Raw genomic sequence first — 23,356 nt, 5'->3', positions numbered from 1 at the left:
TTATTTTTTTAACCTCGTTAGCCGGAACAGGCTATAAGTTTCAAATATGGTGTAAACCAGGTACAGGAACAGTAACATGAAAATAGTAAGCTTGCTGACATTAGGCCTGTAAATGAATACATAAGTAGCAATACCTACAACAGAGAGCAGTAGTTTGCTCAGCGTGGAGCCATAAACGGCCCGGATAAATGCATTATGATTGGGAGATGCGAGCCCCTGGCGGCCCATGATATAGGAAACAAGGGATATTAATGCCAAGGCCAGGTTGCCGGCCATGAGCACATAAATATGTACATCAAGGTCCAGTAACCTGGGTTTGAACACTATAATAAGTCCGTTTAAAATTCCAAAAAGGGAAAATAATCTGATAAAAAATCTATCACTCATGCCGTCGGGTATCTTTTATAATTTGCCACAAAAGTAGGGCTAAAGCAACTAAAGAAAAAATGATCAGGAATACAGGGAACCGCCAGCCGGTCCGCTGGTCTAATTTATACCCTGCAAACACTGCCAAACCCAATGTGGCCATCATTTGAAAAGCTAGCCCGGCATATCGTAATAATGGATTACGATTATTCGGCTTCCTGGAGGACGGATTTTCCATGTTTGTGATTATCTGCCGGTTGCTGTTCATCCATATAGCAACGGCCATTGAATTTAACACTCGGCTCCATTTCAAAATGGTTGGTGTAAATATCGCCATTTACCAACGCATTTCCTTTCAGGAACAGCAATTCTTCCACTTTAATAATGCCGGTTACTTTTCCCAGGATATCAGCGCTCTGGCATACCAGGTCACCGACAATGTCGCCTTCAGGACCTACCACTATCTTAGCTTTGGTAGATACCAGGCCATTAACCTGACCATCTATCCGGATATCGCCTTCACATACGATGTCTCCTTGAATAGTAGTGCCGTTGCCTATAATGTTAATAGTAGATGTAGGTAACATGGTCTTGTTGTCACCTTTTGATTTCTGATTGCTGTTAAACATAGGGAGTCAGGTTTTTCAATTTTAATGATGTAAGATAAATAAAATATATAAACATTCGGACATTTAGGTATTTAGCAATTTTCACGCAACGATTTATGCAAATCTTTGCCTCAGATAGTTAAAAAGTAAACATCTAATCAATATTTAGTAGGTGCTGTTATCTACGGCAGGCACCTTTAGTCTGGTTGTGTCTAGTTTTCCGGTAAATTCCCCGCTGATCACCTGTTTAATGTTTTTCAGGTACTGATCACGCGCATTAATGGCTGTTTCCAGGGAATCAGCACGCATTTTAAGGTGGATAAACTCTTTGCGTTGTTTCAGATCACCATAACCGGGTATGTAATAGCGCAAAGGCGTAAATACTACAGTGGCCACAGTAATGGCTACCAGTAATACAAACAGGGTGCTGAAGGCTATGTATACGCTCATTCTTGAGAGTTTGAATGAGGTCACTTCTTCGTACGTATCATCATTCATAATTACCAGGCGGTACTTATGACTGAGCTTTTCAAGATTTCTTCTACTGTTTTTTTTCCCCTTCCTGGCCATGTTGTGGTAATGCTTAAAGAAATTTTTTCCTTTTCAGGCGGGCTAAAGTTAATCATTATTGTAAAACCGAGAATAGTGTTTTATTGTTTGTGTGTGGGAAGATGCGTTTTTATTTGAAAACCAGGATTTTAAAAATAAACTTACTTTGAAAAAAGTCCCGAAATCCGGAATAATGGCAGCAGCCAATCAACTATTTTATCCTATCTTTAAAATATTTTTTTAAACTGTAAGTTATATATATTTAGCCTATACACCCTGGCATCCATGAATTGCATCAAATTGCTACATAAATATCTGGTATTTATTCTTTTTCCGTTTTGCCTGGGCTTACCACCGGCTGTTTGGGCGCAAAATAAGCCCCAAAACCAGCCTTTACAACCACCACCTCAGGATCAAACTCCAAATAACAGACAGCAGAAACCTGTTGCCAAACCCCTGTTCAAGCCAAAGGAACAACAACGGGTGCAGGATCGTCGTCCCCCTTCTGAAGTAATGCTGGAAAAAAAGAAATGGACCTGGAAAAGGAAATTTTTCCAGAACCTGGCTACACGCTACAATTATTATTTCCACGCCAATGTTAAACTGGCAAGGGTGGTAAAAACAGTTAGCCGCGACGGACAGGATAACTACAGGATCCTGCTGCCATTTTACCCGCTTAGTCTTCAAAACCAGGGTTTCAGCAAAGGAGAGCTGGATTCCGTTATTGATAAAGCTTCCATGGGCATTCAACTACACGATCCCCGTGGCAAATGGATAGATGACTGTTTCCTGCTAATGGGACAAGCTTATTTCTACGAAGGAGACCTCGAAAACGCCAATAAAACATTTCAATACATCAATATCGCTTTTGCGCCCAAAAAGAAATCTGAGTATAAAACAGTGGTAGGTTCCAATGAAAAGGATCAGATCTCCATTGCTACCAAAGAAAAATCAAAAGGCATCTTAAAATATTTCAGACATACCAAAGCACGTAATGATGCCTTCCTGTGGCGGGCTAAAACCCTGCTGGAGCAAAAGGAATATGACGAAGTACAGGCACTCCTGAATATACTGAATAATGATCCTAACTTCCCGCATCGCCTCGATGGTGGCCTCGCGGAAGTGCGTGCCTATGGTAATTACATCCAGGGACGCTACGCGGAAACAATTGAACCCCTGAAGGTAGCTATTGACAAGAGCCATAACAGGGTGGCCAAAGCCAGAATGGCGTATATACTGGGGCAATTGTATGTACAACAACAACATGCTGATTCTGCACTGGAACAGTTTCGTACTGTTATCAGCCTGAAACCTGATCCCATGATGGATTTTCAGGCAAGATTACAGATCGCGATAACCAATGCGCAAGCCAATGGCGGCCTGGAAAAAAGCCTGGTAGGACTGCACCACATGTTGAAAAAGGAACGTTTTTTAAGGTTCCGCGACGGCATCCTGTATACAATGGGTACCCTGCAATATCCGAAAGACCCGGAAGCAGCGCTCAATTACATGCAGCAATCGCTGAAAGTGCCCAGCAACAACCTGATACAGCGAACGCTTACCTATAAAGGCATTGCAGATATTTATTACGATCAACGCAAATACCTGGATGCCAAGAAATATTACGACAGCACCGCAGGTGTAATGACGGCTGATTTTGCAGATGCCAAAATTGTACATACCCGCAAGGAAGTACTAACAAGCGTGGCAGCCAAACTGGAGATCATTCGCCGGGAGGACAGTTTACAGCGGATCGCGGCCATGCCTGCATCTGACCGTAATATTTTCCTCTCCAAAATGGCCGCTACCATTAAAAATGAAGCTGCAGAAAAGAAAAAGAAGGATGCCCTGGCAGCAGCCAACCCAATTGGAAATCCGGCTTTTAGTATGAATGGTGGCGCGTATTCACCTAAAGACGAAAAAGGTGACTGGTATTTTTATAATCCGGGCAGTAAATCTTCCGGCTATTCTGAATTTAAACGCAGATGGGGAAACCGGCAACCAGGAGATAACTGGCGCCGTAGCCAGAACGGGGTCGTAAATGCTACCAACAGTAATGCCCCCATAGAAATGCTCGATGCCCCTAAAGAGGCAACAGCAGAAACTATTGCGCCGGATAGTGTAACCGCAGAAAAACTGGCTGTGGGCCTACCGCTCACGCCGGAAAAAATGACCAGCTCAATAAACAAAGCAATGGATGCCTGGTTTGATCTGGGCAAACTGTATCATGATAAACTGGATAATTATCCGCTGGCGATAGAAACTTATGATTCGTTACTGATTGTTTATCCTGCCCATCCGCGTAAAGCGGAAGTGCTGTATTCACTGTATATCTGGCATGGTAAGCAGAATCATACAGCAGCAGCCAACCGGTATAAGGATATGGTGCTTAACCAGTACGGCAATACGAATTTTGCAGACATCATTCGTTCCGGAGGGTTAAAAGATATTAACGGAGAAAAGAAAAAAGAGATCAGTGCCGCATATGATTCGGCCTATACTGCTTTCCGTAATGGTGATTATGCTGGTGCACTGGCGCAGAAGAAAATGGCAGATTCGACTTTCGGGTTCAATTTCCTGCGGCCCAGATTTGACCTGCTCGAGGCGATGATCATCGTAAAAACAGATACCCTGTTTGCTACAGATACCATGCAGCTTTCCCGCAAGGCGGTACAGGCAGTTATTACCAAATATGCCGCTGATGAAGCTATCCGCACACAGGCACAAGCCCTGCTGGATGCGCTGAACCACCGCGGTGAGCTGACAGACTACCTGGCTAAGCTGGAAGTAAGGAAAAGAGATGCCAAAGGTGTATTGCTGGATGAAGATGTCTCGATGCGCTACCCCTGGCAAAATCCGCAGCCGGTGCTGGCTGATAAGATTAATGTAGCGAAGGCGCACGTTGATTCAGCAAAAATAGCGGCGGGCATAGTAGCTCCTACACCCGCTCCCATTGTGCCTGTTAAACCAGTAACACCTTATAAGCTCACTACCAACAACCCGTTTTTTGTGGTGCTGTCGTTTCAGCGTGTATCCAAAGAACTGATGGATGAAGGGCTGAACCAGTTTACCCGTTACAATGCTGCCAAACATGCCAACGACAAAATTGAGGTGGGGAGTTTTGTGCTGACGCCTAATGATGTTATGCTCATTTTCCGGTTGTTTCCTAATGAAGACAAGGCCCTGGCGTACTTTGATGAGATCCGGGATGAGGCTTCAGCCAATATCATTCCCAGGATACGCCCCACGGAGTATTCTTTCTTTGTTATTTCGAGAGATAATTTCATTTTGTTAAATAGCACGAAAGATCTGTCCGGTTACCGGAAGTTTTTTGTAGATAATTATGTTACCCAATAAACGAGCGATTTAGATATTTGGTTATTTAGATATTATATTTTCTGTTTATACATTTATATTTAACTAAATATCTAAATCACAAGACGTCAAAATGTCCAAATTTTAAATAGCTTTGTGGGTCAAATTCTTAATAAACAGGCTTGTTTATTGCTATTGACAGATATTATTGAAAAATTATTTTATATAGCCAACAGATAGTAAGTAACTGTCCATTAAAAAAAGAAATCAGGCGGTTTGGCCATAAAACAAATCATATAGCGCATGAAAAAATCGGTGAAAATATTGTGGCGTGTGGCGTTTGGTATTTTAGCATTACTTGTTCTCTTCGTTTTACTCATTAATTTCCGGGTGATTGGTAGTATGCCTTCAATGGAGGAGCTGGAAAATCCGCGGGCTGCACTGGCAGCTGAAGTGATTGCAGATGATGGCACTATCCTGGGTAAATATTACCAGGTAGATCGTTCCAGTAGTGATTACAATGAGATCTCCAGGAATGTTATTAATGCGCTGATTGCAACAGAAGAAACCCGGTTTTACGATAATTCCGGTATCGATCCTAAAGGCACAATGGCTATTCCTTTTTACCTGCTTATTGGTAAAAAACGTGGCTCCAGTACAATTACCCAACAATTAGCATTGAACCTGCAGGCAGATAACCTGGGGAAATTACGTTCCGGTAATCCAGTTGGCAGAGCCTTTCAGAAGATACAGGAATGGATCATTGCCGTTAAACTGGAAAGAAATTTTACCAAGCAGGAAATCCTGACACTGTATTTGAATACCGTAGCTTTTGGTGATAACGTGTATGGTATTGAAAATGGTGCCCGTACCTTTTTTAGCAAAGATGCCGGTCATTTATCTATAGAAGAAGCGGCTATATTAGTGGGCATGCTCAAGGGTAATACCATGTATAACCCCCGCCGTAATCCGCAAATGGCACTCAACCGCCGTAATACGGTTATTGATAATATGGTGGAATCAGGTTTTATTACACCTGCGGAAGCTGCCGGCGCCAAGAGTAAGCCCATTGTATTACACTACAATAAGATTGACCATAATAAAGGACTGGCGCCTTACTTCCGTGAAGTATTGCGGGATGAACTGAAAGGCTGGTGTAAAACACACAAGAAGTCTGACGGATCAGAGTATAACCTTTACCGTGATGGACTGAAAATATATACTACCATCAATCCACGGATGCAGTTATATGCAGAAGAAGCAGTGGCCAAACATCTGCAGGTATTGCAAAAATCATTATCTGCACAAAATGATATTAAAACAGGTAACATCTGGAAAAAATGGCCTCAATTCCTGGACCAGTATACCAAGGAATCAGACAGGTATAAAGCCATGAAAGATGATGAGGCTTCTGACTCCGCCATAACAAGGGCTTTTAATACGCCTACCCGTATGAAGGTATTTGCCTGGAAGAGTTCCACAGAGCCGGATCTGAATGAAATGGATACTATCATGACACCAATAGACTCCATCAAATATATGCGTGCCATATTACAGGCAGGCTTTATGGCTATGGATCCTGAAAGCGGTGAAGTGAAAGCCTGGGTAGGTGGTCCGGATTTCCGTTATTTTAAGAATGATCACGTGGCTAAAACCCGTCGTCAGGTTGGTTCTACCTTTAAACCATTTTTGTATTGTTTTGCTATCATGAATGGTTTTTCACCTAACACCATATTACCCAATGAACCTATTACTATAGGCAACTGGACTCCTCATAACTCAGAAGGTAGTACAGGCGGCTCTATTACGATGGCAGGTGCACTGGCAAAATCATTGAACCTGGTTTCTGCCTATCTGATTAAACAGATAGGGGCAAAGCCATTTGCTGATTTCGCTCAGAATAAAATAGGTTTCACCAGCGAAATCCCGCCGTATCCCTCTATTGCATTGGGTTCTGCCGCTATATCGCTGTATGAAATGTTGCAGGCATATACAATGTTCCCTGCCAGAGGTATTAATACCAAACCAATTTATATTACCCGTATAGAAGATAGAAACGGCAACATCCTGGAAACATTTGCACCGGTAAAACGTGAAGTGATCAGTGAAAAAGAAGCATATACCATGGTGAAAATGATGGAAGGTGTAGTAGGACCGGGAGGTACCGGCGCACGTTTACGTTCCAGGTATAATATGCAGGGTGAAATAGCCGGTAAAACCGGTACTACCAATGATAATACCGATGGCTGGTTCATGGGTTATACACCTAAGCTGCTGGCTGGTGCATGGGTAGGTTGTGAAAATAACTTTATCCACTTCAGCACTACCGGCATTGGACAGGGTGCTAATACCGGTTTACCGATATGGGCTTATTTCATGCAGAAAGTATATGCAGATCCGACGCTCAAGATTGGTAGCAGTGATCATTTCCCGATACCTGCTAATATGAGCGATGACGACGTGCATATGAATTATGAGTCTAACGTTAAACCAGGAGCAGAATCTGAAAATGTGGGTAACGGTTCCGCCGATGATTACGGTTCCGGTGATGCTACCGATTTTGCTGCACCGGGTGCAGAGAAACCAGCTCCGGAGCAAGCTCCCAAGCCAAAGGAAGAACAAAAAAATAATGTTCCAAAGGCAGCTATGCCTCCTCCTCCTAAAAAGGGAGAATAAACCTTACTGATCATAAAAAGAAGGGCGAAGATAAAAGCAAATAAAATCTGCTTTGGTCTTCGCCCTTCTTTTTTAAACCGCCGGTACGCTTTACCAGCCAGTTAAAAAACTGTGTTGTTGGATTACAGTTGTATTCATTAGATTTATCCACAGAAATCGAACCAAACCAAACCAGAACCAAACCATTAAAAATCAAGAAAATGAAGTATGCATTTAAAGCACTGCTGCTAGCAGCGCTATTGCCCTTGACCGCCCTAGCGCAGGACAGCACCCAGTTTATCAAAGGCTCCTGGGAGGAGCTTACAGCCAAAGCTCAAAAAGAGCACAAACCAATTTTTATTGACACTTATTTTGAAGGATGCCACGCTTGTAAAGACATGGAAGTAAAAGTATTTCCACGTCCGGAAGTGAAAAAGTACATGGAAGAAAATTTTGTCTGCACAGGCTATGATGTTTTTAAAGAAGCATTCGGGAAAGACCTGTGCGCAAAATATTTCATGACAGGCTTTCCTACTTACCTGATCATTTCCGGCGAAGGAAAACTGATTAACACGGGAATGGGCTACCAGGAACCTTTCCAGTTCATGCAATTTTTACAGCGCAATACTGAAATGTACAAATCAGACAAATACCTGGCTGGCTTTGGGAACAGCCTGAAAACGGATGATCCTGAATTTTATAAGACGTTCTTTTATGCAAAGGACAGGAAATACCCCGATAGTGCGGTAGTGAAAACCTACCTGGCTGCACAGAAAGACTTTTATAAAGAGTCCGTATTTAAAGCGATGCTGGTATGCAGAAACCTGCCTGCTAATTACCGGGATTTTTATATTAAGAACAGGAATACTTATATAGCGCGCTTTGGTGATGAACTAAACACAAGGATCTTTGAAGGTTTGTTAAGACAGGACCTTTCGGTACTCCCTAAACAACTGGATGAAAAAGTTTTTGCTGCTTTTTTAGCAAAGCAGCAAGCTGGGTATAGTGCTGCAGACTGGCAGTTTGCACAAATGTATTATGCAGAGAACTATTTATATAAGACCTGTGGAAATGCAAAAGCTTTCCTGGAATTTGCCATTGCACACCATGATAATAATGAAAACCGTGTGCGTTATATGACGTTTTATCTGGGATTGGATTTACAAAAAGATCCTTCATTGAAAGATCTCTATGCAAAATGGGCGGAGCCGGTATTAAATGAACATTCGAGCCTGGAAGCCTTACAGTCATTGGCTTATATGTGCAAAGACGGTCACCCGGAACAGGCAAAGAAATACTTTACCTGGGCGATGACTATAGCAGCATCAATGGGAAACTCCACGGAGAACTATCAAAAGGAATTGTCTAAATTGAATTAGAAGCTTTTAGCTTTTAGTAAAAATGCAGCGAAGGCCAAATAATGTTATGATGCCTTCGCTGCATTTTTACTAAAAGCTAAAAGCTAACTGCTAAAAGCTAAGTTATGCGCTAACAGCTTTGTTTACCAGGGCAGCTGCTTCACTGAGCAAGATGGCAGACTGTACTTTCAGGCCGCTTTCTTCGATCAGTACTTTAGCTTCTGCTGCGTTGGTACCTTGTAAACGAACGATGATAGGTACAGTGATGTTACCAATAGATTTGTAAGCATCGATTACACCTTGTGCAACCCTGTCGCAACGAACGATACCACCGAAGATATTGATCAGGATAGCTTTTACTTTAGGATCTTTCAGGATGATGCGGAAACCTGCTTCTACTGTTTGTGCATTAGCAGTACCACCTACGTCCAGGAAGTTGGCTGGTTCACCACCGCTTAATTTGATCATATCCATGGTAGCCATGGCCAGACCAGCGCCGTTTACCATACAACCTACGTTACCGTCGAGTTTAACGAAGTTCAGGTTGTATTTGCTTGCTTCTACTTCTGTAGGATCTTCTTCTGTGATATCACGAAGTGCTTCCAGGTCAGGATGACGCATCAGGGAGTTATCATCCAGGTTTACTTTAGCATCTACGGCAATGATTTTTTCGTCACTGGTTTTGAACAGCGGGTTAATTTCCAGCATGCTGCAATCCAGTCCTACGTAAGCATTGTACAGATTGGTAACAAATTTTACCATGTTTTTGAATGCTTCACCGCTCAAACCGAAGTTGAAGGCGATGTTACGTGCCTGGAAAGGTTGAAGGGGCATATTAGGCTTAACCCATTCTTTAAATATTTTTTCAGGTGTGCTGTGTGCTACTTCTTCGATATCCATACCGCCTTCTGTGGAGTACATGATCACGTTCTGGCTTTTGGCACGATCCAGCAGGATAGAGAGGTATAATTCTTTAACCGGGTTAGCACCTGGATAATAAACATCCTGTGCTACCAGTACTTTGTTTACCAGTTTACCAGCTTCGCCGGTTTGAATGGTAATGAGGGTACCTCCTAATATATTGCCAGCTATGGTTTTAACGTCTTCCGCATTTTTTCCTACTGCTACACCCCTTTGTTCTGTACCACGGATTTTACCCTTACCGCGTCCACCAGCATGGATCTGCGCCTTTACTACGGCAAATTCATTACCAAATTGCACTTTCAGTTGCTTGTAAGCTTCTGCAGCCGCCTCAGGGGTATCTACCGGGATACCTTCCTGTACCGGTACATTATATTTTTTCAACAGTTCTTTAGCCTGGTACTCGTGTAAGTTCATCGGAATAAAATTTGCCGCTAAATTAGGTCATTATGATTTAAATATAAAACTGCAGTCATTTGTGAATTAAAAAATAACTTTGCGCGGGTTTGTTTTTTAAATCCGACTTTTAATTAATGTATAAACAGATGAGTGAACTAACAGCACAGATCACGGCAGCAGGTGAGTATATCAGAAAACATTGGCAGGATGCGCCGGTAGCGGGTATTATATTAGGTAGCGGATTAGGCAACCTGGCACAGGATATTGAAAACAGGATAGAAATTTCATACAGCGATATACCGCATTTTCCGGTATCTACGGTGGAAGGTCACTCTGGCAAATTAATTCTGGGGCATATGCAGGGGAAGCCTGTAGTGGCCATGGCAGGGCGTTTCCATTTTTATGAAGGATTTTCCATGCAACAGGTAACTTTTCCTGTTCGGGTGATGAAAGCCCTGGGAATTCATACTTTATTTATTTCCAACGCAGCAGGTGGCATGAATCCTGCATTTAATGTGGGGGATCTGATGGTCATCAGAGATCATATCAATCTGCAACCAGAGCATCCTTTGCGTGGCAGAAATGAGGATGCACTGGGGCCGCGCTTCCCTGATATGAGCGAGCCTTATGCTAAAACATTGATAGAGGCGGCCTATAAAATTGCCGCAACGAATAAAATATCTTTACACACCGGTGTTTATGTAGGCGTACAAGGCCCTACCTTTGAAACAAGGGCAGAGTATAAGTACATGCATATTATAGGCGGCGACGCTGTAGGAATGAGCACTGTGCCTGAAGTTATTGTAGCAGCACATGCTGGTTTGAAAGTATTTGCCATGAGTGTGATCACCGATATAGGAATCAGAGAGGAAGAAAATGTGATCACCCATGATGAGGTACTGGCAGCAGCCAAAGCGGCTGAACCTAAGCTAACGCTTATTTTTAGTGAATTAATCCGGCAACTATAAACGTTTTTGTCACTTTCGGATGAGGCAACTTTTCATTTTCATAGCCCTGCTGTTTTTTTGCGGGAATCAATTAAAGGCCCAGTATAATACAGGGCGCTTTGGCAGCATGGGTGGCGGAGGCGGTAGTAGTAAAATGCAGCGGGATACTTCCAGGCATGACCACGAACCGGATACGCTTACCCTTACATACCGGCACCTGGGGGAGCCGACGGATTTCGTCATAGATTCTTCTGTGACTGATTTTCAGTTGAATTTCCTGAAGGTACCAGCTACTTATACTACGCTTGGTAACAGTGGTAGTGCTGCGCGTAATCTTATCTACTCACCACTGATGAAGCCTGGCTTTGACGCCGGTTTTCACTCGTATGATGTATACGCCAATACGCACGAAGGTGCCCGTTTTTATTATACTACCCGTCCTTATACGGAACTCCAGTACCTGGTAGGTAGTAAGCAGGAACAGGTTATACAGGTAACACATACCCAGAACCGGACAGGGCGCTTTAACTTTGCTTTTGACTATCGGAAGGTAAACGCACCCGGTTACTTTCGTTCGCAGAATACGAACCACGATACTTACCGCCTTACAGCCCGTTATCAGAGCAAAAACAAACGCGCCAATACCTACTTCAGTTTTTATTACAATAAGCTCAATGGCGGAGAAAACGGAGGGGTCAGGAACGATTCTTTTCTGACCAACCCAAACTATACACAGCGGAAAACCATTCCGGTGTTCCTGGGCAATACTTCTTCACAATCATATGGTTTCTTCGGTACTACCATTCCGGTGAAAACGCAGTACCAGGAAACAGGATTACTGATACAACAGCAGTACGACTGGGGCAAGGGAGACTCTATTCATGTCAACGACACTACGGATATCTACAGATTTGATCCGGTTTTCCGTGTTCAGTATACTTTTAATTACCAGAACAATAATTATCAGTTTATTGATACAAGCCCGGATACCACCTTTTATACGACCCATTATAATCTGGCCTTTATTCCAAATGATACCATCTCTGCGAAACATGTATGGAAAATGATCTCCAATGATCTGTCGCTGATACAGTTTCCGATGCGTGGTAATCTGGGGCACTTTATCAATATAGGAGCGAGGTTTGAAAGCATTACCGGCACCTTTATGGATGCAGATATCAACTTCACCAACCTGGCCCTGCATGGGGAATATCGTAATAAAACCCGTAATAAGAAATGGGACTTTTCTGCTAAAGGAGAGTTTTACCTGGTAGGGCAAAACATGGGTGATTACAGTGTGGCCGGCATGTTGCGGCGACACCTCAGCGACTTGCTGGGAGATATGAAACTGTCGTTTACCAACGTAAACCGGGAGCCGTCTTATGTATACAAGTATTTCAACAGTAGCCGGGATACCTGGTATAATTCCAATCTGGCCAAGGAAAATACTACCCAGCTGCAGTTTGCCACGGATAATAAAAAATTGCAATATAGTTTGGCGGTGAACTATTTTCTGTTTACCAACTACACTTATTTCAAGGATTATTATCACAGCGATCAGTATACTTCTTTGTTTAACCTGTTGCAGGTGGTGTTTAGCAAAAAAATTACCGTGAAACCATTTGCCTGGTACATAGATCTTGCTTTTCAGCAGCTGCATGGCAATGCACCACTGAATGTACCAGCCTTCTGGACCCGCAACCGCTTTGCCTTTGAAAAGAAATTGTATACGAACCTGAACCTGATGACCGGTATTGAAGTGCGCTATAATACTGGTTATTATGCAGATGATTATTCGCCTTTAACCGGACAGTTCATCTATCAGAATAAACAGAAGATCACCTATAATTTTCCCGATCTGGCTGCATTCGCCAACTTCCGTATCAAATCATTCTCTGCCTATGTACGCGCAGAGAATCTGAATACATTCTTTTCTAAAAACAACTATACAGCACCATTATATCCTTACAATAACTTTGATGTGAGGGTGGGCCTGAGATGGTGGTTTATCAATTAAGAAGTTACACAAAGCAATATGCCTCGCCGGGCGTATTGCTTTGTGCTTTCGCCATTTAGGCTTACTTTTGTATTTCATCATGAAACGATTTTTTGCCATATTATTTGCTTTCCTGTATATCACGCTTACCAGCGGGTTTGCAGTAAACGTGCATTATTGTATGGGCAAGCTGGCATCTGTAGAATTGCAGGAGGCTCCGGCTGAAAAATGCAATAAATGCAATAAGCCGGTAAAAAGCATGGGTTGTTGCAAGGATGAATTCAAATTTTGTAAAGTTACCGAATCGCACCAGGCCGCCCAGGCTCTGCAGCAGAACTTTACCATGGCTACAGACCTGCAGTTACCGGTGAAAATATTGCCAGTGCCGGCATTGTCTGTCCAAAAAATATTAACCGGTGGTTATACACATGATCCACCCGATATTACTACTACTCCCATTTTCCTGCAAAACTGCACTTTCCTGATCTGATTCAGCCTTACTTAAAGGTTCTGCTCGCGGAACAACAAAAGTATTGCTGTAATTTCTTCATTTAATAATTAATCAGATCATGAAAACAATATCCATTATACTGTTCGCATTGGGCTTGACTTTCGGCGCACAAGCGCAATTTACCAAGGCCAGTGTACAGGCTACGGGTCTTACCTGTGCGATGTGCTCAAAAGCTACCTATGAAGCATTGGAAACACTGCCTTTTGTTGATAAGATAGATACCGACCTCGATAATACCACCTTTGTTTTATCCTTTAAACCGGGTGTTCCGGTAAGTATTGATGCTATTAAACAGAAGGTGGAAGATGCCGGCTTTTCTGTTGGAAAACTGGTAATGACAGCCAATTTTGATGAGGTAAAAGTGCAGAATGATGCACATGTTGCTTTTGCCGGCAACACCTTACATTTTATGGATGTGAAGAACCAGGTATTAAAAGGAATTAAAGACGTTACTGTTATCGACAAAGGATTCGTTTCCTCAAAAGCATTTAAAAAATTCAGTACTGAAACAAGTATGTCCTGCTACAAAACAGGCATGATAGGGGATTGCTGTAAACCTGCTATTGCACCAGCTTCTAAAAGGGTTTATCACGTTACCATTTAATACTTGTTTGGTTTATGAAGAAATTTTTAATGATAGCAGTGGTCCTCTTTGCCACCAGTGGCTTTGTCACCGCACAGGAATTATACGTAAATACGGAGCCGGCCAGTAATATGCCTGCAAACTCACTGGGAATAAGACTTACCAATAAGTTCTTTAATATGGAGAATAGCGGAACTACGGGTATGCGCTTTGAACCAGAGGTGATGTGGGGCGTTAATAAAAAGCTCATGCTGCATGTAATCGGTTATGCTTCCAATATGATGCAATCCTCCATCAGGGTGGAAGGAGGAAGTTTTTATGCGAAATACCGCTTCCTGTCATCGGACCAGCAGCATGCACATTTTCGTATGGCAGCATATGCAAAAGCTTCCATAATCGACAATCCATATTACCCGGCGTTATCTGACGGCGCACATAATGTACGGCCTTACGATAACAAAGAGCTGGATCTGGAAGGAGCTACTTCTGGTGTTTCAGGTGGAGTAATAGCTACGCAGTTGTTACATAAGCTGGCATTGTCAACTACGTTGGGGTATTCACGTTATATGAACAATGTGAAAGATAATATTCCGGACGATTTCTCTAAGAATTCCGTAAATTATAGCCTTTCTGCAGGGTACCTGGTACTGCCGGTGAAATATAAAAATTTCCAGCAAACCAATTTAAACCTGTACCTGGAATTACTTGGGAAAACCAATACAGATGCGGCAGGCCGTGGTTCGTACCTGGATATTGCCCCTGCTATACAGTTTATTTTTAACAGCACCACACGGCTGGACCTATCTTATCGTACGCAGCTTGCAGGAGATATGCCCCGTAATACATTCAACTCGTTTTTAATAAGATTTGAACATAATATTTTCAACATTAAAAAATAGAATGGCATGCAGACAACCGATCTGTTCATAAAAAATATGGTTTGTCCGCGCTGTATAAAAGTGGTGAAAACAACGCTGGAAACGCAGCATTTCACTGTACAGGATATACAACTGGGAAAAGCGGTAGTTGAAGGAACACTTACTGAGCAACAGTTGCAGCAGGTAGCGCTGGGATTACAGGCAGAAGGATTTCTACTGATAGATGATAAAAAACAACAATTGATTGCCGGTATAAAAAGTATTGTAGTACAAACGGTGCATCATTCAGAACTGGATGAAATGAAGGAAAATTTTTCCACTTTGCTGGCAGGAAAGTTGCAGAAGGACTATCATTATCTCAGTAATCTTTTTTCTGAAACAGAAGGCACTACCATAGAGCAGTATATTATTCAGCAGAAAATTGAAAGGGTGAAGGAGTTACTGGTATACAATGAATTAAGTTTAAGTGAAATTAGTTACAAGATGGGATACAGCAGTGTAGCACATCTTTCAGGACAATTCAAAAAAGTAACCGGTCTTACTCCCAGTCAGTTTAAGCAATTGAAAGCCCCTGAGCGTATACCACTGGACAAGCTTTAGTATATACCGGAAGGACATAAAAGTTAGTTGTTTTAGTTTTAGTTTTAAGAGAGGCTACTGCGCATCGTAGCCTCTTTTTAAAAAATCCGGAAATGAAAAAAATACTTACCAGCATATTGAGGTTTATGCAATCATTATTTATGAAAAAAGATTGTTGTAAATAAATATTTTCAGCACAGTATTTGCAAATCCCTATCTTTACTATAGCGATTTACTGCAGATGAAGAACAAGATTTTTATTATCAGTTTGTTATGCGGATCTGGAATGTGCTTATTGTTAGCCTGTGGAAATAAAAAGAAGCATACCGCCCCCAAACAAAAACAGATTGTAGCAAACATCAGACAAGTGGATGAAGTGATAACAGATAATATCACGGAACGTTTGTCTGCCCTGAAAGACAATGAAGGACAGCTGGAAGACAGTTTACAAGCCTTCAGATCCACAGCCATTCAGGATTTTTACGAGCAAAGCAAACATACCGGCCAATGGTCAAGAGACGGCGTAGCCAATCCCGCTGCGGATTCTATGTTAAACATGATACAGCATGCGGAGGATGTAGGGTTGTTGCCGGCTCAATACCATGAACCAGCCCTCACGGCTGCCTGGCAGCAAATGAGCAACGATGCTACCACAAAAAAAGATGCTGCTTTATGGGCAAAGGTAGATATACTGATGACGGATGCCTTCATGAGAATGGCGTCTGACCTGCATTTCGGTGCAGCACCACGGGATAGTATTACCCTGAAAGCAGATTCATTGTACACAGATAAGGTGCTCATCACAAAATTGCAGCAGGCCTTACAGGAAAAAAATGTGACTAATATCCTGCATGAACTGGAGCCTACCCATGAAGGATATATAGCATTGAAAGAAGGTATACAAACTTTCAAATCAAAATACAACCATCATCATTGGGATACTTTGCCACTGAATTATACTGATACTGCGGCTTTCAAGCAGCTGGTGATGAACCGCCTGGTGCAAAGCGGGCATCTTGATACTACCGGTCATGCAACAGATACAACGATATTAAAATCCGGTATCAAAGCATTTCAGAAAGAATTTAACATTTATCAGGATGGCGTTGCCGGTAAAAGAACGGTGATAGCACTGAACAGATCTATGCACGACTGGATCATGCAGGCAGCTGTAAACATGGACCGGTGGCGGAAATTACCTGATACATTGCCTGCGCGTTATATCATGGTAAATCTTCCTGGTTATATGTTACGGGTGGTAGATAGCGGAGAGGTAATGATGGAATCCCGCGTAATTGTAGGAGCACCACATACACGTACACCGCTGCTGAATTCATACATGACCAACTTCATGCTGTATCCTTACTGGCGTGTACCTTACAGCATTGTGTTTAAGGAAATGTTGCCGGCTATCAGGAAGAATGTAGGATATCTCGCTTCCAAAAACCTGGAAGTAATAGATAAAGATGGTAATACCGTAGATCCGTTAACGATAGACTGGACGAAACTCAGTAAAGGGCATTTCCCTTATGTGCTGCGGCAGATGGACGGAATAGATAATTCACTGGGCATCATGAAATTTAATTTCCGCAATAAATTCAGTGTGTATTTGCATGATACCAACAACCGTGGATTATTCAAGAACTCCATGCGCGCCATGAGTCATGGTTGTGTGCGTGTGCAGCAATGGGATAGTTTAGCACATTACCTGGTGCGTACAGACAGTACAGGGCACAAGGGTGATAGTATCAGTGTGTGGCTGGCCCGCGAAGAAAAGAAACAGGTGGACCTTCCCCAGCATATTCCTATTTACCTGCGTTACTTTACTGCTGAAGGACAGCACGGTACGCTTGTTTTTTATGATGATATTTATGGAGAAGATAAGGTGTTGAGGAAGAAGATGAAGTACTAGTATTTAGCTATTAGCTATTAGCTTTTAGCATAAATGACTGAAGCGAAGATCAAAGCGATTTATTAAATATCCGCTTGTCTCTTCGCTTCAGTCATTTATGCTAAAAGCTAATAGCTAACTGCTAAAAGCTTACGCCAGCTTTGCTTTCAGTGCAGTATCCAGTTCTTGCAGGAATTCTTCAGTATACAGGTAATGTTTACCGTGTTCTACTTTATTACCGTGGATACAAACTGCCAGATCTTTTGTCATTTTACCACTTTCAACAGTTTCAATACAAACCTGTTCCAGGGCATTACAGAAGTTGATCAGTTGTTGGTTGTTGTCCAGTTTACCACGGAATTCCAGACCGCGTGTCCATGCAAAGATGGAAGCAATTGGATTGGTAGAAGTTGGTTTACCTGCCTGATGATCGCGGTAGTGGCGGGTTACAGTGCCGTGTGCAGCTTCTGCTTCCATTGTTTTACCATCAGGAGTGATGAGTGTAGAAGTCATCAGACCGAGGGAGCCAAAACCTTGTGCAACGGTATCAGATTGTACGTCGCCATCGTAGTTTTTACAAGCCCATACAAAGTTACCGTGCCATTTCAGTGCGCTGGCCACCATGTCATCAATGAGGCGGTGCTCATAGGTTAAGCCATTTGCCTGGAATTGAGTTTTAAATTCCTGTTGATAGATTTCTTCGAAGATATCTTTGAAGCGACCATCATATTTTTTCAGGATGGTGTTTTTTGTACTCAGGTACAAAGGCCATTTTTTCATCAGTGCCTGGTTGAAACATGCACGTGCAAAGCCTTTGATAGATTCGTCCGTGTTGTACATAGCCAGTGCTACGCCATCGCCTTTGAAGTTGTATACTTCGTGTTCGATAACTTCACCGTTTTCACCTTCAAATTTGATAGTGAGTTTACCTTTACCTTTTGTTACGAAATCGGTAGCGCGGTACTGATCACCAAAAGCGTGACGACCGATGCAGATAGGAGCTGTCCAGTTAGGCACCAGGCGTGGTACGTTTTTCATTACAATAGGCTCACGGAATACAGTACCATCCAGGATATTACGGATAGTGCCGTTAGGTGATTTCCACATTTGTTTCAGGCTGAATTCCTTTACACGGTCTTCATCCGGAGTGATGGTAGCACATTTGATACCAACACCTACTTCCCTGATAGCATTTGCTGCGTCAATGGTTACCTGATCGTTGGTAGCATCACGATGCTCCATGCCCAAGTCATAGTATTTAATTTCAACATCCAGGTATGGAAGTATCAGTTTGTCCTTGATGAATTTCCAGATGATTCGTGTCATCTCATCACCATCCAGTTCTACAACCGGATTAGCAACTTTAATTTTTCCTGCCATTTCGGGTTTTTTAAAAATTAGATTAAAAGCAATTGTATTGAACAACTATTCAAGCAAGTCCCTGTTAGGGATAATCCCGAAAAATACGAATAGCTGCGAAAAAAACAAAATTAACCGCTAATTAGCACAAAGCTTTTAGCTTTTAGTCATTAGCTATTAGCATAAAAAGATTGAAGCGAAGACTAAAGCGGATGTATAATATCGCCTTAATCTTCGCTTCAATCTTTTTATGCTAATAGCTAAAAGCTAATGCCTAACCACTAATTAGCTTGCATTTGTTTGATCACTTCATCTGCAAATTCGCTGGTTTTAACCAGTGTAGCATCATCCATCAGGTTGTAGAAGTCGATGGTTACACGTTTGCGCATGATAGCAGTGCTGAGGCCATGTACAATAATATCTGCTGCTTCTTTCCAGCCCATATATTCCAGCATCATTACACCACTCAGGATTACTGAAGATGGGTTCATGGTGTTGGTGTTGGCAAAGCGTGGAGCAGTACCATGTGTAGCTTCAAATACAGCGTAGCCGGTATTGTAGTTGATGTTGGCGCCGGGGGCAATACCAATACCACCAACTGCAGCAGCCAATGCATCAGAGATATAGTCACCGTTCAGGTTCAGTGTAGCTACTACAGAGTAGTCCTGTGGTGCCAGCAGAATCTGTTGCAGGAAGTTATCTGCGATCACATCTTTGATCAGCAGTTTACCTTTGGCCATTTCAATCTTCAGTTCTTTGTTAGCTGCTTCTTCGCCTTCTGCTGCTTTGGTTTTTTCCCAATGCTCCCAGGTGTACACATATTCACCGAATTCTTTTTCAGCCAGTGCATAACCCCAGTTTTTGAAACCACCTTCCGTGAATTTCATGATGTTGCCTTTGTGCACCAGTGTAACAGAAGTACGTTTGTGTTCCAGTGCGTAGCTGATCGCAGCACGTACCAGTCTTTCAGTACCTTCTATAGACACGGGTTTGATGCCGAGTGAAGAAGTTTCCGGGAACCTGATTTTTTTAACGCCCATTTCATTTTGCAGAAAATCGAGCAGTTTTTTAGCTTCAGGAGTACCTGTCATGTATTCAATACCAGCATAGATATCTTCCGTGTTTTCGCGGAAAATAACCATGTCTACTTTCTCCGGATGTTTCACAGGAGAAGGTACTTTATTGAACCAACGTACTGGTCTTACACAGGCGTAGAGATCCAGTTCCTGGCGCATTGCTACGTTCAGGGAGCGGATACCGCCACCAACGGGAGTAGATAACGGCCCTTTAATAGACACGAGATATTCTTTCAGTGCATCCAGTGTTACTTTTGGCAGCCATTCGCCAGTCTCCTGGAAGGCTTTCTCGCCTGCCAGTACTTCTTTCCATTCAATTTTCCGATCATTGCCATAGGCTTTCTCCACGGCCGCGTCAAATACACGTACACTGGCTTTCCAGATATCTGGACCAATTCCGTCGCCTTCTATAAATGGAATGATGGGGTGAGTAGGGACCTGTAGCAGGCCATTGTTCATCGATATTTTTTCTGCCGGCATAAAACAGTTTCTTTATGCGTTACGTAATTGTTGTAATCGGGTGCAAAGGTAACGTTTTTCAGTTTAAAGCAGGGCCATGTTTCTTGTCTTTATTCTGCAAAATATTCTCCGGCATATAACTTTTTGCTTATGTTAGGATTAATGTTATTTTGCTGCACATTTTTTTGCAGCAACGAAATCTCAGATACCACTATGACGCCCATATCTTATCTCGCGCTTGGCGATAGTTATACTATCGGTGAACAGGTAGCCGACAAGGAACGCTTCCCGGTTCAGGTAGCGAATATCCTTCGTAGTAAAGGTTATTCTGTAGAAGATCCATTGATAATAGCTACCACCGGATGGACTACAGATGAGCTGGAGCAGGGAATTGCAGCTGCACATATCACCAAAATATATGATATAGTAACCTTGCTGATAGGAGTGAACAACCAATACCGGGGCAGATCTGTAAAAGAATATGAAGGCGAATTTACTGCCCTGCTGAAAAAAGCCATTGTTTTTGCCGGCAACAAATCTTCACACGTGGTAGTATTATCTATTCCGGACTGGGGCGTAACACTATTTGCTGCAGACCGCAACCGCGCACAGATTGCCGCTGAAATAGATGCTTATAACGCCGCCAACAAAGCCATTGCTGATAGTATGCAGGTGCCTTACCTGGATATTACCCCTTTTACCCGCGAAGCCGCGCAGGATAATTCACTGCTGGCAACAGACGGGCTGCATCCTTCTGGAAAAGATTACGGCCGCTGGGCAAAAGCTTTGGCATCTGTGTTGCAACAGGCCTTGCACTAAGGAAAAAAATACCCTACATTCATATTACAGAAAAACCTAGACCAATGGAAAGCCATATTGTAAAAGTGTTGTCCGTTACTCCCGTAACGCATAATGTAAGGCAATTTACTGTGGAAAAACCCGCAGGCTATACATTTGTACCCGGACAGGCCACCGAAGTTTCTCTCAACAAACCCGGATGGGAAGAAGAACGCAGGCCATTTACCTTCACTAGTCTGAATGACTGGGAACACCTGGAGTTTACTATCAAAATATATGATGAACATCACAGTGTAACGCATGAGCTGGGGCAGCTGAAGGCAGGAGATGAACTGATCCTGCACGATGTATGGGGCACTATTCATTATAAAGGAGAAGGTGTGTTTATAGCCGGTGGGGCCGGTGTAACGCCGTTTATAGCCATTTTCCGGGCTTTGCAGCATAAAGGACAACTGGGTAATAACCAGCTTATCTGCTCTAATAAAACCCTGGCCGATATTATTCTGAAAGAAGAGTTTGAAGCTATGCTGGGCAAGCGTTTCATCAATACATTAACCGAAGAAGAAGTGCCGGGCTATGATCATCATATCATTGATGAAAGCTATTTAAAGGAGAAGATTTCCAACTTTAATCAACATTTCTATATCTGCGGCCCCGATCCTATGGTACAGCAATTGAAGAAAATACTCTCCAAACTGGCCGGGGATATGGATTTGGTGATCGTGGAGATATAGCTGTCAGTTTTTAGCCGTTAGCTTTTAGCGCTTTAACAAGAGCTCAATTTATGAAGCACTAAAAGCTAACGGCTAAAAACTAACAGCTTTTTCACCGGTAATTTCCTGCATTTTACCGGTATCTGCACTTTATTAGCCTAAAGGCCCTTGAGAAGAAGTAACAGGCAGTCTACATTTGTATCATAAATAGTAAAACAAATGAAAAACGAAGATATCATTGCATCAAAAAGAAGAAGCCGTGGCATTGGCGGCCTGATATTGATCATCGTTGGTGCGTGCCTGTTATTGCAACGTTTGAATCTTGACATTCCTGACTGGGTATTCTCCTGGCAAATGATCCTGATTGTTGTAGGTCTTTTACTTGGTTTCAAAAAGAATTTCAAGGGTGGTGGATGGATAGCTATGATTGCAGTAGGTGGTATTTTTATGGCAGGAGAAATTCTCCAATGGCCTTATGATACAGCCACCTTTATATGGCCGGTAGCCCTGATAATAGTAGGATTGGTGGTAATATTAAAAAGAAGCCATACAGCTGAGATCTTTTCATATCCTAAGAAAGGTAAGTATGGTAACTATGGCGACTACGGTAACTATGGCAGCCAGGTCCAGGGCTTCAGCGGAGATGACTACATTAACACCTCCGCTATTTTTGGTGGTGTGAATAAGATCATTACCTCAAGGGATTTTAAAGGCGGGCAGGTGACATCTGTCTTTGGTGGTACTGATCTCAACTTTATGAAGGCTGATATTAATGGTGTTGTGGAAATGGAGGTAACAGCTATCTTCGGTGGTTGTGAAATCATTGTGCCATCGAACTGGACTGTTAAGGTAGATATTACCTCTATCATGGGCGGCGTGGAAGATAATCGCTCTATGGACCTGATGGCATCTACCGATAAGGATAAAGTTTTGTTACTCAAAGGTTCCTGTATCATGGGTGGTGTAGACATCAAAAGTTACTGATCAGGAAAATAATTATAGCTACCTGACTATCTCCTCCAACTTTTAAATCATTATTATATGCATTGGTTTGTTGCGAAAGTAGTATATCAGATCATCTGCGGAAATGGCAATCACACCCCGCAATTTGATGAACAACTAAGGCTGATTAGCGCCATTACTAAAAAAGACGCCTGCGAAAAAGCCCGCGAAATAGGGCTGCAGGAACAATACGCCTTTAAAAATCAACAACAGGAACTGGTACAATGGAAGTTTATCAACGTACCAGAGGTGTATACGCTGGATCAGCTCACAGACGGTATGGAACTGTATTCCCGCATTGAAGAACCAGGTGACCCGAATTCCTACATTGCCTGGTTGCAAATGAAATCAGCACAACTGCAGGGACAACAATATTTTGAGCTTAACGTATAA

General features: G+C 42.6%; 21 protein-coding genes. 14 read left to right on the top strand and 7 right to left on the bottom strand.

What is annotated here, in order from left to right:
• From CLV51_RS27855 to CLV51_RS27840, 4 genes are all read right to left on the bottom strand, one after another.
• The gene (locus CLV51_RS27855) at positions 1-387 is read right to left on the bottom strand and encodes a hypothetical protein (protein WP_106531397.1); all 387 of its coding nucleotides are present in this window, start codon (positions 385-387) and stop codon (positions 1-3) included.
• A complete protein-coding gene (locus CLV51_RS29985; protein ID WP_106531396.1) occupies positions 380-604 on the bottom strand; it encodes an AtpZ/AtpI family protein in 225 nt (74 codons plus the stop codon). The genes CLV51_RS27855 and CLV51_RS29985 overlap by 8 nt, the downstream gene beginning before the upstream one ends.
• On the bottom strand, positions 573-995 hold the full coding sequence (locus CLV51_RS27845; protein WP_211302142.1) for a bactofilin family protein: 423 nt from the start codon (positions 993-995) through the stop codon (positions 573-575). The genes CLV51_RS29985 and CLV51_RS27845 overlap by 32 nt, the downstream gene beginning before the upstream one ends.
• Before the next feature lie 144 nt (positions 996-1,139).
• The gene (locus CLV51_RS27840) at positions 1,140-1,544 is read right to left on the bottom strand and encodes a hypothetical protein (RefSeq protein WP_106531395.1); all 405 of its coding nucleotides are present in this window, start codon (positions 1,542-1,544) and stop codon (positions 1,140-1,142) included.
• 264 nt (positions 1,545-1,808) lie between these two features.
• Here CLV51_RS27840 and porW point away from each other — a divergent pair, with 264 nt between their 5' ends.
• From porW to CLV51_RS27820, 3 genes are all read left to right on the top strand, one after another.
• Entirely contained in the window at positions 1,809-4,880 is a 3,072-nt protein-coding gene (porW, locus tag CLV51_RS27835; RefSeq protein WP_106531394.1) for a type IX secretion system periplasmic lipoprotein PorW/SprE, read from the top strand.
• A 261-nt stretch (positions 4,881-5,141) separates the two neighbouring features.
• Positions 5,142-7,514, top strand: a complete 2,373-nt coding sequence (locus CLV51_RS27830; RefSeq protein WP_106531393.1) for a penicillin-binding protein 1A — start codon at positions 5,142-5,144, stop codon at positions 7,512-7,514.
• Positions 7,515-7,714: 200 nt separating this feature from the next.
• Positions 7,715-8,872, top strand: coding sequence for a thioredoxin family protein (locus tag CLV51_RS27820; RefSeq protein WP_106531391.1), 1,158 nt, complete (start codon positions 7,715-7,717; stop codon positions 8,870-8,872).
• A gap of 102 nt (positions 8,873-8,974) precedes the next feature.
• Here CLV51_RS27820 and sucC read toward each other — a convergent pair whose 3' ends face one another.
• Positions 8,975-10,189, bottom strand: coding sequence for an ADP-forming succinate--CoA ligase subunit beta (gene sucC, locus CLV51_RS27815; RefSeq protein WP_106531390.1), 1,215 nt, complete (start codon positions 10,187-10,189; stop codon positions 8,975-8,977).
• A 128-nt stretch (positions 10,190-10,317) separates the two neighbouring features.
• On the opposite strand from sucC, the gene CLV51_RS27810 reads away from it, so the two are divergent.
• The 7 genes from CLV51_RS27810 to CLV51_RS27780 all read left to right on the top strand — a co-directional run bounded on the left by CLV51_RS27810 (position 10,318) and on the right by CLV51_RS27780 (position 17,577).
• Positions 10,318-11,139, top strand: a complete 822-nt coding sequence (locus CLV51_RS27810) for a purine-nucleoside phosphorylase (RefSeq protein ID WP_106531445.1) — start codon at positions 10,318-10,320, stop codon at positions 11,137-11,139.
• A 19-nt stretch (positions 11,140-11,158) separates the two neighbouring features.
• Positions 11,159-13,135, top strand: coding sequence for a putative porin (locus tag CLV51_RS27805; RefSeq protein ID WP_106531389.1), 1,977 nt, complete (start codon positions 11,159-11,161; stop codon positions 13,133-13,135).
• Between the two features lie 79 nt (positions 13,136-13,214).
• A complete protein-coding gene (locus CLV51_RS27800; RefSeq protein ID WP_106531388.1) occupies positions 13,215-13,604 on the top strand; it encodes an HYC_CC_PP family protein in 390 nt (129 codons plus the stop codon).
• Between the two features lie 79 nt (positions 13,605-13,683).
• The gene (locus tag CLV51_RS27795) at positions 13,684-14,229 is read left to right on the top strand and encodes a heavy-metal-associated domain-containing protein (RefSeq protein WP_106531387.1); all 546 of its coding nucleotides are present in this window, start codon (positions 13,684-13,686) and stop codon (positions 14,227-14,229) included.
• Positions 14,230-14,243: 14 nt separating this feature from the next.
• Positions 14,244-15,107, top strand: a complete 864-nt coding sequence (locus CLV51_RS27790; protein ID WP_106531386.1) for a transporter family protein — start codon at positions 14,244-14,246, stop codon at positions 15,105-15,107.
• A gap of 6 nt (positions 15,108-15,113) precedes the next feature.
• A complete protein-coding gene (locus CLV51_RS27785; RefSeq protein ID WP_245898984.1) occupies positions 15,114-15,686 on the top strand; it encodes a helix-turn-helix domain-containing protein in 573 nt (190 codons plus the stop codon).
• A gap of 265 nt (positions 15,687-15,951) precedes the next feature.
• Positions 15,952-17,577, top strand: coding sequence for a L,D-transpeptidase family protein (locus CLV51_RS27780; protein ID WP_158267176.1), 1,626 nt, complete (start codon positions 15,952-15,954; stop codon positions 17,575-17,577).
• A gap of 129 nt (positions 17,578-17,706) precedes the next feature.
• On the opposite strand, the gene CLV51_RS27775 is transcribed toward CLV51_RS27780, so the two are convergent.
• Together CLV51_RS27775 and icd are read right to left on the bottom strand one after the other, a co-directional pair.
• Positions 17,707-18,936: an NADP-dependent isocitrate dehydrogenase gene (locus CLV51_RS27775; RefSeq protein WP_106531384.1), complete on the bottom strand. Its 1,230-nt coding sequence runs from the start codon at positions 18,934-18,936 to the stop codon at positions 17,707-17,709.
• A 260-nt stretch (positions 18,937-19,196) separates the two neighbouring features.
• On the bottom strand, positions 19,197-20,471 hold the full coding sequence (gene icd / locus CLV51_RS27770) for an NADP-dependent isocitrate dehydrogenase (protein ID WP_106531383.1): 1,275 nt from the start codon (positions 20,469-20,471) through the stop codon (positions 19,197-19,199).
• A 192-nt stretch (positions 20,472-20,663) separates the two neighbouring features.
• Between icd and CLV51_RS27765 the strand changes: the two genes are divergently transcribed.
• From CLV51_RS27765 to CLV51_RS27750, 4 genes are all read left to right on the top strand, one after another.
• Positions 20,664-21,269 (top strand): SGNH/GDSL hydrolase family protein, encoded by a 606-nt coding sequence (locus CLV51_RS27765; RefSeq protein ID WP_106531382.1) that lies wholly within the window; start codon positions 20,664-20,666, stop codon positions 21,267-21,269.
• Positions 21,270-21,313: 44 nt separating this feature from the next.
• A complete protein-coding gene (locus CLV51_RS27760) occupies positions 21,314-21,982 on the top strand; it encodes an FAD-binding oxidoreductase (RefSeq protein ID WP_106531381.1) in 669 nt (222 codons plus the stop codon).
• A gap of 198 nt (positions 21,983-22,180) precedes the next feature.
• Positions 22,181-22,945, top strand: coding sequence for a LiaF transmembrane domain-containing protein (locus CLV51_RS27755; protein ID WP_106531380.1), 765 nt, complete (start codon positions 22,181-22,183; stop codon positions 22,943-22,945).
• Positions 22,946-23,002: 57 nt separating this feature from the next.
• Complete coding sequence (locus tag CLV51_RS27750) at positions 23,003-23,356, top strand: DUF4288 domain-containing protein (protein WP_106531379.1); 354 nt, start codon at positions 23,003-23,005, stop codon at positions 23,354-23,356.

It is taken from the genome of Chitinophaga niastensis, from assembly GCF_003014755.1.
GTDB lineage: Bacteria > Bacteroidota > Bacteroidia > Chitinophagales > Chitinophagaceae > Chitinophaga > Chitinophaga niastensis.
Note: the sequence above shows the minus strand (reverse complement) of the source record. Positions and strands in the feature narration are given on the sequence as shown.

What these genes read in the sequence shown, in the direction of transcription:
- CLV51_RS27805 (WP_106531389.1), top strand. Translation starts at nt 11,159, where the DNA reads ATGAGGCAACTTTTCATTTTCATAGCCCTGCTGTTTTTTTGCGGGAAT.
- CLV51_RS27855 (WP_106531397.1), bottom strand. Translation starts at nt 387, where the DNA reads ATGAGTGATAGATTTTTTATCAGATTATTTTCCCTTTTTGGAATTTTA.
- icd (WP_106531383.1), bottom strand. Translation starts at nt 20,471, where the DNA reads ATGCCGGCAGAAAAAATATCGATGAACAATGGCCTGCTACAGGTCCCT.
- CLV51_RS27820 (WP_106531391.1), top strand. Translation starts at nt 7,715, where the DNA reads ATGAAGTATGCATTTAAAGCACTGCTGCTAGCAGCGCTATTGCCCTTG.
- CLV51_RS27845 (WP_211302142.1), bottom strand. Translation starts at nt 995, where the DNA reads ATGTTTAACAGCAATCAGAAATCAAAAGGTGACAACAAGACCATGTTA.
- CLV51_RS27810 (WP_106531445.1), top strand. Translation starts at nt 10,318, where the DNA reads ATGAGTGAACTAACAGCACAGATCACGGCAGCAGGTGAGTATATCAGA.
- CLV51_RS27790 (WP_106531386.1), top strand. Translation starts at nt 14,244, where the DNA reads ATGAAGAAATTTTTAATGATAGCAGTGGTCCTCTTTGCCACCAGTGGC.
- CLV51_RS27830 (WP_106531393.1), top strand. Translation starts at nt 5,142, where the DNA reads ATGAAAAAATCGGTGAAAATATTGTGGCGTGTGGCGTTTGGTATTTTA.
- CLV51_RS27800 (WP_106531388.1), top strand. Translation starts at nt 13,215, where the DNA reads ATGAAACGATTTTTTGCCATATTATTTGCTTTCCTGTATATCACGCTT.
- CLV51_RS27765 (WP_106531382.1), top strand. Translation starts at nt 20,664, where the DNA reads ATGACGCCCATATCTTATCTCGCGCTTGGCGATAGTTATACTATCGGT.
- CLV51_RS27755 (WP_106531380.1), top strand. Translation starts at nt 22,181, where the DNA reads ATGAAAAACGAAGATATCATTGCATCAAAAAGAAGAAGCCGTGGCATT.
- sucC (WP_106531390.1), bottom strand. Translation starts at nt 10,189, where the DNA reads ATGAACTTACACGAGTACCAGGCTAAAGAACTGTTGAAAAAATATAAT.
- CLV51_RS27760 (WP_106531381.1), top strand. Translation starts at nt 21,314, where the DNA reads ATGGAAAGCCATATTGTAAAAGTGTTGTCCGTTACTCCCGTAACGCAT.
- CLV51_RS27750 (WP_106531379.1), top strand. Translation starts at nt 23,003, where the DNA reads ATGCATTGGTTTGTTGCGAAAGTAGTATATCAGATCATCTGCGGAAAT.
- CLV51_RS27840 (WP_106531395.1), bottom strand. Translation starts at nt 1,544, where the DNA reads ATGGCCAGGAAGGGGAAAAAAAACAGTAGAAGAAATCTTGAAAAGCTC.
- CLV51_RS27780 (WP_158267176.1), top strand. Translation starts at nt 15,952, where the DNA reads ATGTGCTTATTGTTAGCCTGTGGAAATAAAAAGAAGCATACCGCCCCC.
- CLV51_RS29985 (WP_106531396.1), bottom strand. Translation starts at nt 604, where the DNA reads ATGGAAAATCCGTCCTCCAGGAAGCCGAATAATCGTAATCCATTATTA.
- CLV51_RS27775 (WP_106531384.1), bottom strand. Translation starts at nt 18,936, where the DNA reads ATGGCAGGAAAAATTAAAGTTGCTAATCCGGTTGTAGAACTGGATGGT.
- CLV51_RS27785 (WP_245898984.1), top strand. Translation starts at nt 15,114, where the DNA reads ATGCAGACAACCGATCTGTTCATAAAAAATATGGTTTGTCCGCGCTGT.
- porW (WP_106531394.1), top strand. Translation starts at nt 1,809, where the DNA reads ATGAATTGCATCAAATTGCTACATAAATATCTGGTATTTATTCTTTTT.
- CLV51_RS27795 (WP_106531387.1), top strand. Translation starts at nt 13,684, where the DNA reads ATGAAAACAATATCCATTATACTGTTCGCATTGGGCTTGACTTTCGGC.